The organism is Gilliamella sp. N-G2, assembly GCF_002142215.1.
In the GTDB taxonomy this organism is placed as follows: Bacteria; Pseudomonadota; Gammaproteobacteria; order Enterobacterales; family Orbaceae; genus Gilliamella.
This window is the reverse complement of sequence record NZ_NAST01000005.1, coordinates 84,569-96,739: the sequence shown is the minus strand read 5'-3', so window position 1 is coordinate 96,739 and position 12,171 is coordinate 84,569. Positions and strand designations below refer to the sequence as shown.

Annotated in this window: 10 protein-coding genes; 7 read left to right on the top strand and 3 right to left on the bottom strand. The window is 35.0% G+C overall.

Translation table 11 applies throughout. From position 1 onward, the window contains the following. Window positions 1-209: 209 nt before the first annotated feature. Together asnS and pncB are read right to left on the bottom strand one after the other, a co-directional pair. Window positions 210-1,613 (bottom strand): asparagine--tRNA ligase, encoded by a 1,404-nt coding sequence (asnS, locus tag B6C99_RS04070; protein ID WP_086358660.1) that lies wholly within the window; start codon window positions 1,611-1,613, stop codon window positions 210-212. Window positions 1,614-1,780: 167 nt separating this feature from the next. Next, the gene (gene pncB / locus B6C99_RS04065; protein ID WP_086358659.1) at window positions 1,781-2,974 is read right to left on the bottom strand and encodes a nicotinate phosphoribosyltransferase; all 1,194 of its coding nucleotides are present in this window, start codon (window positions 2,972-2,974) and stop codon (window positions 1,781-1,783) included. Window positions 2,975-3,247: 273 nt separating this feature from the next. On the opposite strand from pncB, the gene pepN reads away from it, so the two are divergent. Both pepN and B6C99_RS04055 read left to right on the top strand, forming a co-directional pair. After that, window positions 3,248-5,881: an aminopeptidase N gene (gene pepN, locus B6C99_RS04060; RefSeq protein ID WP_086358658.1), complete on the top strand. Its 2,634-nt coding sequence runs from the start codon at window positions 3,248-3,250 to the stop codon at window positions 5,879-5,881. A gap of 151 nt (window positions 5,882-6,032) precedes the next feature. After that, complete coding sequence (locus B6C99_RS04055; RefSeq protein ID WP_086358657.1) at window positions 6,033-6,365, top strand: rhodanese-like domain-containing protein; 333 nt, start codon at window positions 6,033-6,035, stop codon at window positions 6,363-6,365. A 28-nt stretch (window positions 6,366-6,393) separates the two neighbouring features. Here B6C99_RS04055 and B6C99_RS04050 read toward each other — a convergent pair whose 3' ends face one another. After that, the gene (locus tag B6C99_RS04050) at window positions 6,394-7,242 is read right to left on the bottom strand and encodes a MetQ/NlpA family ABC transporter substrate-binding protein (protein ID WP_086358656.1); all 849 of its coding nucleotides are present in this window, start codon (window positions 7,240-7,242) and stop codon (window positions 6,394-6,396) included. Window positions 7,243-7,425: 183 nt separating this feature from the next. Between B6C99_RS04050 and B6C99_RS04045 the strand changes: the two genes are divergently transcribed. The 5 genes from B6C99_RS04045 to mlaE all read left to right on the top strand — a co-directional run bounded on the left by B6C99_RS04045 (window position 7,426) and on the right by mlaE (window position 12,169). Next, a complete protein-coding gene (locus tag B6C99_RS04045) occupies window positions 7,426-8,562 on the top strand; it encodes an amidohydrolase (protein ID WP_086358655.1) in 1,137 nt (378 codons plus the stop codon). Between the two features lie 13 nt (window positions 8,563-8,575). Further along, complete coding sequence (locus B6C99_RS04040) at window positions 8,576-9,619, top strand: methionine ABC transporter ATP-binding protein (protein WP_086358654.1); 1,044 nt, start codon at window positions 8,576-8,578, stop codon at window positions 9,617-9,619. 98 nt (window positions 9,620-9,717) lie between these two features. Then, entirely contained in the window at window positions 9,718-10,317 is a 600-nt protein-coding gene (locus B6C99_RS04035; protein WP_363317459.1) for a methionine ABC transporter permease, read from the top strand. A 257-nt stretch (window positions 10,318-10,574) separates the two neighbouring features. After that, on the top strand, window positions 10,575-11,390 hold the full coding sequence (gene mlaF / locus B6C99_RS04030) for a phospholipid ABC transporter ATP-binding protein MlaF (protein ID WP_086358652.1): 816 nt from the start codon (window positions 10,575-10,577) through the stop codon (window positions 11,388-11,390). Next, window positions 11,390-12,169 (top strand): lipid asymmetry maintenance ABC transporter permease subunit MlaE, encoded by a 780-nt coding sequence (gene mlaE, locus B6C99_RS04025; RefSeq protein WP_034901265.1) that lies wholly within the window; start codon window positions 11,390-11,392, stop codon window positions 12,167-12,169. Before mlaF ends, mlaE begins: the two co-directional genes overlap by 1 nt. Window positions 12,170-12,171: the final 2 nt, after the last annotated feature.

Genomic DNA, 12,171 nt, shown 5'->3' with positions numbered 1-12,171 from the left:
AATATTCTTAACTACTATTTTCATCTTACTTATTACAGTACTGTAAATTATGTATAAAAAATTATTAAAATCAAGTGAACTTTTCGTTAAACATGATGTCTAAGCATAAAATAGTATCTATTTGATTATTTTATAACCAATTGTAAAGATTTATTAACGATTAATTTGATATCAACTGACCAAAAAGTCAGTTGATAATTTATTAAATTTTAGAAATTTGCATTACGTGGAGTTCTAGGGAAAGGAATCACATCACGAACATTTTGCACGCCTGTGACGTAAACAATTAGACGCTCAAAACCTAATCCAAAACCTGAGTGAGGTACAGTACCATAACGACGTAAATCACGGTACCACCAATAATCCTCTTTTTTAAGGCCTAATTCATCCATCCTTTTATCTAACATATCTAGACGTTCTTCACGTTGCGAACCACCAATGATTTCACCAATGCCCGGTGCTAATACATCCATTGCCGCAACAGTTTTACCATCATCATTCATTCGCATATAGAATGCTTTGATATCTTTAGGATAGTTTTTAACCACCACTGGCGCTTTAAAATGCTGCTCAGCTAAATAACGTTCATGTTCAGACGCTAAATCAATACCCCAACTTACTGGATTTTCAAATTTAGCATCACAGTTTTGTAAGATAGTAATAGCATCAGTGTAGTCCACTTGGGCAAAATCAGCATTAATAAAGCTTTCAAGACGATTAATGGCATCTTTATCAATGTGCTGTGCGAAAAACTGCATATCATCAGCTCGTTTTTCAAGTACTGTTTTAAAGACATATTTCAACATATCTTCAGCAAGTTTGGCATTATCGTTAAGATCAGCAAACGCCACTTCTGGCTCCATCATCCAAAATTCAGCTAAATGGCGTGTAGTATTTGAGTTTTCAGCTCTAAAAGTGGGACCAAAGGTATAGACTTTTGAAAGTGCACATGCATAAGTTTCTGCATTAAGTTGTCCAGAAACAGTTAAAAAAGCTTCTTTACCAAAAAAGTCTTTATCAAAATCAACCTTACCATTATCTGTTTTAGGTAAATTTAACATATCCAGCGTTGAAACGCGGAACATTTCACCGGCACCTTCAGTATCAGAGGCAGTAATAATTGGTGTTGAAAGCCAGAAAAAACCTCTTTCATCAAAAAACTGGTGAATAGCTTGCGCTAAGGTGTGTCGTACACGAGTAATCGCACCAACAATATTGGTTCTTGCGCGTAAATGAGCAACTTCGCGAAGATATTCTATTGAGTGACGTTTAGCGGCCATTGGATAAGTTTCAGGATCATCAACAAAACCATATACTTCAACTTGCGTTGCTTGTAGTTCATATTTTTGTCCTTGACCTGGAGATTCAACAACTTTACCAGTCACTTTTACTGAACAGCCCGCAGTTAAACGCAAAATATCTTGTTCATAATTTGGTAAGTCTTTTTCAATTACCGCTTGAATTGGATCAAAACAAGAACCATCATACACAGCCAAAAATGAGATACCGGCTTTAGAATCACGGCGAGTTCTTACCCAACCTTGAACTGAAATGGTGCTACCAACAGCAATTTTACCTTGTAGCACGTCAACAATAGGAGCAACAGAATTCATTTTAATTATCCATCTCTATTTATTATTTATATAGTAAGTAATCTTAAAAGTAATATATAAGCTGAGTTTTAATATTCATTTAAGTATTATCAAAAATTGATAGTACAGATTATTTATAAGACTATATCACTTTGTTTAATTATTAATATTAATCATCAATATGATTATTAATGATTGACTTTAAATGTTCTTTTTAATTCGTCAATAAAAGCCAAATCTTGTGAAATTGTTTTACCAGGACTATCAGATAATTTAGCTACAGCTTGATTATTGCATTCCGTTAGTTTTAATACAATGTTTAAAGATTTGGTATTTACTTCTGAAGACGGAATATCACAAGCAAGAAAACCACCGATACCAAAGGATAATTTCACTCGATGATTAAAGTGCCGATAAATTTTCAGCGCTTTATCAAAGTTTAGACTATCAGAGAACACAAGTAATTTTGTTTCAGGATCAATTCCTAATTGCTGATAATGGCTAATCGCTTTTTCACCCCATTCAATCGGATCGCCTGAATCATGGCGTAGTCCTTGATAATGAGATGCGAAATAATAGTCAAAATCACGTAAAAAAGCATCCATAGTAATACAATCTGTTAACGCAACACCCAGCTCATCAGGATATTCATCTAACCAAACTTGCAAGGCCGTTTTTTGGCAATCATGCAAGTTAGGGCTTAAACGCTGATGGGCTTGGAACCATTCATGGGCTTGAGTGCCAACTGGAGTTAACCCTAGACGATATGCCAATAAATAATTACTAGTACTATGAAAATTGCGGAAATGGTTTTGCAAATAACTTACAACAGCCTCTTGGACAGCAAAAGAGTAACGTCTTCGTGTACCAAAATCCAGCAAATTAAAACCAGACATATCAAGATCATTAGTTTGTTCATCAAATCTGGCTAATTTATCTTTAAGTCTTGCTAATGCTTGTTCAACACCGATATTTGGCGAACGATCTTTATGAACAATTTCGCTAATAACCGCTAGCAATGGCACTTCCCACAAAATAACATCAACCCATTTGCCTTCAATTTGAATCACCAGCAAACCATCTTCGTTTTTAATCGTTAATAACTGACTATTAAAACGCCATTTTTTTAGCCAGTTTAAATAATCAGATTTAAAAAAGGTAATACCAGATAAATAGGCGAACTCATCATCAGTAAGTGTTAAAGACTCCATTAATTTAACTTGATGAGCGATTTGATCGGCATATTGACCAAGTAGATCATCACTACGACAGCGAAACTGTGCAACGACAGTCGCGTCAGGATAATGATGAAAAACGGCCTGCTGCATATGCAACTTATAAGCATCAGTATCTAATATTGATGTAATTATTGCGGGTAACATGTCTATCTATTATCAGTTCTTTAAAGAAAATTCTGATGATTATAGCAGAATAATAATTAAGATATAAATTAATTATCTAATAAGATTATTTTTAATAGGCTATAATAGTTCATATAGACATTTTGGTAAAATTAATCGAAATTCATTCCAAAATGATAAATAAATATAATTCATTCTATTTTAGAAGAATAATCATAGATACTGATGGGTATTAACCCCGTTTTGATTAATTTGAATACATAATTAGCACACCACTTACAAAGGTATATAAACATGAGTACAACGACAACTGATATACAACCGACTGCTAAATATCGTCATGACTATAAAACTCCAGACTTTACTATTACTGACATCGATCTTGATTTCGATTTAGCGGCAGAAACAACGACAGTTATCGCCCGTAGTCATATCATCAAAAAAAATTCTCAAGTTAACGATTTAGTATTAGATGGCGAAGAACTTAAATTAGTTTCAGTAAATATTGATGAACAACCATGGTCTGATTATCAAATCACAAAAACGGGATTAACGATTAATAATGTTCCTTCTGAATTTACCTTAACTATTGTTAATCAAATTAAGCCTATCGATAATACAGCACTTGAAGGATTATATGTTTCTGGTGATGCACTATGCACGCAATGTGAAGCTGAAGGTTTCCGCCACATTACTTACTACCTCGATAGACCAGATGTTCTAGCACGATTTTCAACTAGAATTACCGCTAATAAACAACAATATCCTTACTTATTATCCAATGGTAATCGCATTGCACAAGGGGAACTTTCCGATGGTAGACACTGGGTGCAATGGCAAGATCCATTTCCTAAACCAGCTTATTTATTCGCATTAGTAGCCGGTGATTTTGATATTTTAAAAGATCGCTTTATCACTCGTTCTAATCGAAAAATTGACCTAGAAATTTATGTAGATAAAGGTAATTTAGATCGCTCACAATGGGCAATGACCAGTTTAAAAAATGCCATGCACTGGGATGAAAGCCGTTTTGATTTAGAATATGATTTAGATATCTTTATGATTGTAGCAGTTGATTTTTTCAACATGGGAGCAATGGAAAATAAAGGCCTTAACATTTTCAATTCTAAATATGTCCTTGCTAAACCACAAACTGCCACTGATGATGATTATATCGGTATTGAATCAGTAATTGGTCACGAATATTTTCATAATTGGACCGGTAATCGAGTCACTTGTCGTGATTGGTTCCAACTTAGCCTAAAAGAAGGATTAACAGTATTTAGAGATCAAGAATTCACTTCTGATCAAGGACTCAGATCGGTAAAACGCATTGCTGATGTCAAACTGTTACGCACAGTACAATTTGCTGAAGATGCAAGCCCGATGTCTCATCCTATTCGTCCTGAACAAGTAATTGAAATGAATAATTTTTATACTGTTACCGTATACGAAAAAGGTGCAGAAGTGATTCGTATGATGCATACATTATTAGGTGAAGCTAACTTTCAGGCTGGTATGAAACTTTATTTTGAACGCCATGATGGTAGTGCAGCAACTTGTGATGATTTTGTTGCAGCTATGCAAGATGCATCGGGAATTGATTTAACTCAGTTTAAATTATGGTATAGTCAGTCAGGCACACCAGTGTTAACAGTGACTGACAGTTACAATTCACAAAATCAACAATATACATTAACTGTTGAGCAACATACGCCGGCAACGCAAGATCAAAGCCAAAAACAGGCGCTACATATTCCATTAGATATCGAACTTTATCAGCAAAATGGTGATGTGATTGCATTGCAATATCAAAATAAACCTATTCATCACGTACTAAATGTAACCCAATCCAAACAAGAATTTGTTTTTGATCATGTTTCAGAAAAACCAATTGTTTCACTATTAAGAGATTTTTCAGCTCCAGTAAAACTCAATTACAATTATCAAGATCACGATCTTATATTCTTAATGCAACATGCCACTAATGCTTTTAGTCGTTACGATGCAGCGCAAATGTTATTAGCAAAATATGTGCGTATGAATGTAAATAATTATCATCAGAATTTATCAATGACAATTCCTGAGCCAGTATTAGATGCTTTTAGAGGAATATTACTATCAGATACCGCTGAACCAGCACTTATAGCACAAATACTGACTTTACCTTCGGAAAATGAATTGGCAAATCTATTTGATATCGTTGATCCGATGGCTATTTATCAAGTTCGTCAATTCTTATTAGGTATCTTTGCTAATGAACTCTATGATGAACTAACTGCGGTTTATCATCATAATCAAACTGCACAATATCAGATTGAACATGCTGACATTGGTAAACGCATGTTGAAAAACTGCTGTTTATCATTATTAGCTTATGCTGACGATAAATCGCTAGCGAATACTTTAGTTGAACAACAATATCAACAAGCCAATAATATGACAGATTCATTAGCGGCGCTTACCACAGCAGTAAAAGCGCAATTAACATGTCGACATACATTACTCTCCGATTTCGATGATAAATGGTATCAAGATGGTTTAGTAATGGATAAGTGGTTGGCTTTAAATGCGACAAGTCCAGAGCAAAATGTATTATCAACAGTGAAAAAACTGCTTAATCATCGCTCTTTTTCACTCAATAATCCAAATCGAATAAGAAGTCTAATTGGTGCTTTTGTTAACAATAACCCTGTTGCTTTTCATGCTGAAGATGGCAGTGGCTACCATTTCTTAGTTGAAATATTAATGGAACTAAACCAGAAAAACCCACAAGTAGCATCCAGACTTATTGATCCACTTATTCGATTAAAACGTTATGACGAAAATCGTCAGAAAAAAATGACAGCTGCTTTAGAAAGCTTATTAAAACTAGATAACTTATCTAAAGATCTGTATGAAAAAATCACTAAAGCGTTAGCTGCATAATAAATTAACAGCATTATAAGGAGCAAAATCCCACCTTGTTATTGATCAATAAGATTTAGTTAAGGTGGGATTTTTAATTAAACAACAGCAAATTTGCTACCAAAAACCCCGTTCCTCAAAATTTTTGCCGAAATTAAAATGAGTTTGAAAAATGACAATGATAAAAGAAATTAGCCCATTACAACTAAAACAAAAAATCGAAAGTAAAGCACCGCTCTATTTACTTGATGTCCGAGAAGCTAATGAAGTCGCTATTTGTATGCTTAACGGCGCCAATCATATTCCAATGAATTTAATACCACTTTATTTAGATAAAATTCCTGACGAAGTAGATATTGTGATTTATTGTCATCATGGCGTAAGAAGCCTCAATGTAGCTAACTATTTGGTCGAAAATGGTTTTGATAGTGATTTTCTATATAATTTAACTGGTGGCATTGACGCATGGGCACAACTCATTGATACCAGTATGCCTAAATATTAAATAGCCCGTATTTAAACGGGCAAACTTATTATTCTTGTGGCATGACCCAATAACCATTTTGGTTATGTTCTTTCATATAATCTTTAAATTGCTGCGACTGATAAATACGTTTTATATCTTTTGCCCACTGGCTATTTTCATTACCACCATTAACCACCACCATGATTTCTAAATCAGGGATAATTGTTTCTGATAACAGCGCTCTTTTCGAATCTATATTAGCAGAATAAACGATACTTCCAGGAATAACAGCAAAGTCTAACTCATTTAAGACTCTAGGAATATTGGCAGAATCCATTTCAACAATATCCACACCAGCAATATTTTCTGCAATATCATTTTTGCTAACAATAATTGGATTAGTATTTGGTTTTAACTTAATCCAACCGGCTTTTTCCAATAAATTATATGAGCGAGCCGCATTTGAGGCATCTTGAGGGATACCAATTTTAGCACCAGAAAAGACATTTTTGATTGAAGTATATTTATTAGAAAATATTGCCGCAGGCACTGAAGGTACATGCACTACCGGTTTTAAATTTGCTTTACGTTGACTATTAAAGACATCCATATAAGCAGTATGTTGAGCAACAGTTAAATCAATACTTCCTTCGCTTAATGCTACATCAGATTCTAATAAATGAGGAAAATTAACTAATTTAACTTTATAACCTTCAGCTTCAAGTATTGGTTTAACAGCATCTTTGAACAGATCATTATACGGCCCTGGTGATACGCCCATACTGATCTCTTTTTTAGTTTGATTATCAACCTTAGATGATGAGTTATCACATGCAGTAATTAAAAAAATAGAACTAAATAATGCTAATAGTGCAACATTGTTAACAAATTTTTGTTTGATAAAACTTATTTTCATTTGAACTATCCTCAGTGAAATGTAAATTTAACAAACACTCTAACATAGAAATAACAATTCATTTATTCCATGTACTTCTATCTTATAACTTTTTGGAATAAGTTATAAAAAACGATTATTAGAGCAAAAAAATCAGCTGTGCTACCGTAAAAGTATCAAAAATTGATATCTATTGGATATGCCATGACTGACACGATTGCCCCTATTATTGAGCAACTTTTTCTGGATTTACATAAAAATCCAGAACTTTCCAATCAAGAATTTGAAACAACAAAAAAGTTAAGAAATTGCTTAGAACAAGCTAATATTCTTATTTTAGAACTGGGGGCAAAAACAGGCGTTATCGCCGAAATTGGCTCAGGAAGCCCTGTTGTTGCCTTACGAGCAGATATTGATGCCCTACCCATAGATGAACAATCTGATTGTCAATACCGTTCAACCAAACAAGGCGTTATGCATGCTTGTGGTCATGACTTGCATACATCAGTGTTAATGGGAGCTGCTTATTTATTAAAAGCTAATGAACAGCAACTAAAAGGAACAGTCCGGTTACTTTTTCAGCCCGCCGAAGAAAATTTTAGCGGCGCGTTACATTTTATCGAAATTGGTGCACTCAATGGGGTTGATGCCATTTTTGGTATGCATAATAATCCTAACTTAACCATTAACCAAATGGCTTCACGAGCAGGCCCTTTTTCAGCTAATGTAGATCGTATTGAAATTACGGTAAAGGGAATTGGAGCACACGCTGCAAGACCTGAATCAGGTATTGATCCAATTGTCATTAGTGCACAGATTGTTAATGCGATACAAACAATTTCCAGTCGTACCATAAGTGGGCTCGACCCCGTAGTGGTTAGCATTACCAAATTCTTAGGTGGAAACACTTGGAATGTGATCCCTGAAACAGTTGAAATGGAAGGTACCGTAAGGACACTTACCCCCGATATAAGGCTAAAGGTCAAGCAACAACTAACCAGCATTGTCGAAAATATTGCCTTTAGTATGGGCGCTGAAGCCGAGTTAAGATGGTTTGATGGACCACCATCAATCATAAACGTGGCTAAATGGGTCGATTTTTGCCAAAACATTGCAAAACAGGAAGGTTATGAGGTTGTTGACTTTCAACCACAACTCGGCGGTGAAGATTTTGCTCACTACTTACATCATGTTCCCGGTGCATTTATCAATCTTGGCTCGCAAAGCCCCTATGCACTACACCATCCTAAATTTTTAGTTAATCGCAATATGATAATGCCAGCAGCTAATTATCTCGCAAATCTTGCGCAACTCGGATTGATTGAATTAGCCAAACATTGATAGGTATAACATAATGATAAAATTTGAAAATGTATCGAAACAATATGAACGCAATGGAATTACGACTCAAGCATTACAAAACATCAATTTAACCATCCAAAAAGGCGATATTTACGGCATTATTGGCTATAGTGGCGCAGGAAAAAGTACATTAGTACGTCTTATAAATTTTCTGGAAAAACCGACACAAGGCAATGTTATTATTCAAAACCAATCATTAAATCAATTATCAAATCCACAACTACGGCAAGTACGTCGTAAAATTGGTATGATTTTTCAGCATTTCAATCTACTTGAATCGAAAACTGTATATGAAAACATTGCTATCCCTTTAGTATTAATCAAAAAAGACAAACAAGTGATTAAACAAAAAGTCTACGAACTGCTTGAGTTTGTTGGCTTAAGTGATAAAGCTCATAGCTACCCTAAAGAGTTATCAGGAGGCCAAAAACAACGTATTGGCATTGCCCGAGCTTTGGCTAATGATCCCGATATTTTACTTTGTGATGAAGCTACATCAGCACTCGATCCGCAAACCACGCAATCGATTTTGGAGTTAATCAAAAAAATTAATGATCAATATAAAATTACCGTGGTATTAATTACCCATGAAATGCATGTTATAGAACAGGTTTGTCATAAAGTCGCGGTGATGGAAAAAGGTAAAATTATCGAACATGGCAATGTACTTGATGTGTTTGGTCATCCCAAACATAAAACCACACAAAATTTTGTTAGCTCAGTAATTAATGATCAAATCCCAGCGGGAGTGGTTGAAAATCTCTTAGAGATAGAAGGAGATAAAAACAATATAAAATTGTTTAAGCTTGAATTTCTGGGTCGTTCAGCCTCTGAACCTGTTATGAATTCGTTAATATTACAACAAAAAGTTGTCGTCAATATTTTGTTTGCTCATATGTCAGAAATTGAAAAAACTGTATTGGGCAGCATGTTTGTTCAACTAAAAGGTAGTGATAGTAATATCGAACAATCGGTACATTTTCTTCGTGAGCATGGGGTAAACGTTACAGAAATCCAACATTGGGAGAGCAATTAATGGAAATAGTAAATGATATTATAAATTATTTAAGCACAACTTTTGCAACCAACGTAACTAGTGCACAATTTGCTCAGGCATCTTATGAAACTTTGTATATGGTAGTTTTTGCTTTAACATTAGGATCATTAATTGGCGTTCCATTAGGTATTTGTTTAGTCACTACTCGACCGTCTGGATTGCTTGAAAATAAAAAGATTTATCAGATAATTAATCCAATTATCAATCTAGTTCGCTCATTACCTTTTATTATCTTACTAGTAGCAATTCTACCATTAACCAAATTAATAGTTGGTAGTTCAATAGGTACAACAGCAGCAATTGTGCCATTAACCTTCTATGTAGCACCATACATTTCTCGATTAGTCGAAAACTCATTACTCGATGTAAATAGTGGTATTATTGAAGCTGCCGAATCTATGGGCGCAACACCAATACAAATTATTTGGCATTTTATGCTACCAGAAGCATTTAGCTCTTTAATTTTAACTCTAACTACTGCGACAATTGGTTTAATTGGAGCAACGGCGATGGCTGGGGCCATCGGTGCTGGTGGTATTGGCGATCTAGCTGTTTCATACGGTTATCAACGTTTTGATACAACGGTTACCTACATTTGTGTTGTGATTTTAGTTATTGCTATTCAATTTGTACAAAGCACTGGTAATTATTTAGCTCGTAAAGCTCGACACGAGTAACAGCAATAAACTATATTAAATTAATATATAGTGGTACTCGATTAACAGTACCACTATGAAATTTCAATAAAGCTCCAATTACGTAAACTAACATTAAGTTTTTAAGATAAAGTATTAGCATAAAAAGATGAACAATAAAATTCCTTATGTTTTATACTTATTATTGCTAAAATTACCAATTCATTTAACGCATTTGTTTATTTACAATAATCAAGTAGAATACACAAAATTCAATTATAGTAGTGTAGGAACTCATTGTGACTGACACATTACAGCAAAATTTGGTCGAAATTCACGATATGTCTTTTTATCGTGGTACTCGGCCTATTTACAAAAATATGAACCTAACGGTACCCAAAGGCAAAGTCACCGCTATCATGGGGCCATCAGGCATAGGTAAAACTACGCTATTAAGACTTATTGGTGGACAATTAAAACCACAAGCTGGTCAAATTTTATTTGATGGTGAAGATGTGCCTAGTATGACACGCTCACGGCTATATGAGGTCCGTAAACGCATGAGCATGCTATTTCAATCAGGTGCATTATTTACTGACTTATCGGTATTTGATAATGTTGCTTATCCATTACGTGAGCATCTAAATTTACCTGAGCCAGTTTTACATAATTTAGTCTTGATGAAGCTACAATCAGTAGGCCTTCGTGGCGCAGCCAATATGATGCCTTCCGAATTATCTGGTGGTATGGCTCGACGTGCAGCGTTAGCCAGAGCTATCGCTCTTGATCCAGATCTCATTATGTTTGATGAACCATTCGCTGGACAGGATCCTATATCAATGGGGGTGATCGTTAAGCTCATTGCAGAACTCAATCAATCGCTGGGCTTAACCTGTATTGTTGTTAGCCATGATGTTAATGAAGTGTTAAGTATTGCTGACTATGCATATATTGTTGCTGAACAACATATTATTGCCGGAGGAACATCTCAAGAATTGCGTAATAACGATGATTTGCGCGTTAAGCAATTCCTTGAAGGTTTAGCCGATGGTCCAGTACCATTTCACTATCCGGCTATTGATTACAAATTAGACCTAACTAGAGGTGTAAACTAATGTTGAACTTAATTGCAAAACTTGGGCAATCAACAATTAATATTATTGCCATGTTAGGCCGCTCAGGTCTTATGCTATTTGGTGCACTTATTGGTAAACCTCAATTTAGCAAACAATTTCCATTACTTGTTAAACAATTTTATTTTGTCGGTGTACAATCACTTTCCATTATTATCGTATCGGGTCTATTTATAGGTATGGTATTGGCATTACAAGGTTACTTTATTTTAACTACCTTTGGTGCCGAAGCGAGCTTAGGTATGTTAGTTGCGCTTGCTCTATTACGGGAGCTTGGCCCTGTGGTTGCGGGATTACTTTTTGCCGGCCGAGCTGGTTCAGCCCTAACTGCCGAAATTGGATTGATGAAAGCCACTGAACAATTATCAAGTATGGAGATGATGGCGATCGATCCATTAAGAAGAATTATTGCTCCACGTTTTTGGGCGGGATTTTTCTGTATGCCATTTTTAACCGCAATTTTTGTCGCTGTTGGTATTTTAGGTGGTGTATTAGTCGGTGTTGATTGGAAAGGTATTGATGCTGGATTTTTTTGGTCTTCTATTCAAAGTAATGTCGATTGGTGGCACGATTTAGGCAATTGTTTTATAAAAAGCTTTGCTTTTGCAATCGCTAGTACATGGATTGCATTATTTAATGGTTATGATTGCGTGCCAACATCAGAAGGAATCAGTCGGGCAACAACCAACACTGTTGTCTATTCATCATTAGTTATTTTGGGGTTAGATTTTATTTTAACCGCATTAATGTTTAGTAATTGAGG

What these genes read in the sequence shown, in the direction of transcription:
- asnS (WP_086358660.1), bottom strand. Translation starts at nt 1,613, where the DNA reads ATGAATTCTGTTGCTCCTATTGTTGACGTGCTACAAGGTAAAATTGCT.
- pncB (WP_086358659.1), bottom strand. Translation starts at nt 2,974, where the DNA reads ATGTTACCCGCAATAATTACATCAATATTAGATACTGATGCTTATAAG.
- pepN (WP_086358658.1), top strand. Translation starts at nt 3,248, where the DNA reads ATGAGTACAACGACAACTGATATACAACCGACTGCTAAATATCGTCAT.
- B6C99_RS04055 (WP_086358657.1), top strand. Translation starts at nt 6,033, where the DNA reads ATGACAATGATAAAAGAAATTAGCCCATTACAACTAAAACAAAAAATC.
- B6C99_RS04050 (WP_086358656.1), bottom strand. Translation starts at nt 7,242, where the DNA reads ATGAAAATAAGTTTTATCAAACAAAAATTTGTTAACAATGTTGCACTA.
- B6C99_RS04045 (WP_086358655.1), top strand. Translation starts at nt 7,426, where the DNA reads ATGACTGACACGATTGCCCCTATTATTGAGCAACTTTTTCTGGATTTA.
- B6C99_RS04040 (WP_086358654.1), top strand. Translation starts at nt 8,576, where the DNA reads ATGATAAAATTTGAAAATGTATCGAAACAATATGAACGCAATGGAATT.
- B6C99_RS04035 (WP_363317459.1), top strand. Translation starts at nt 9,718, where the DNA reads ATGGTAGTTTTTGCTTTAACATTAGGATCATTAATTGGCGTTCCATTA.
- mlaE (WP_034901265.1), top strand. Translation starts at nt 11,390, where the DNA reads ATGTTGAACTTAATTGCAAAACTTGGGCAATCAACAATTAATATTATT.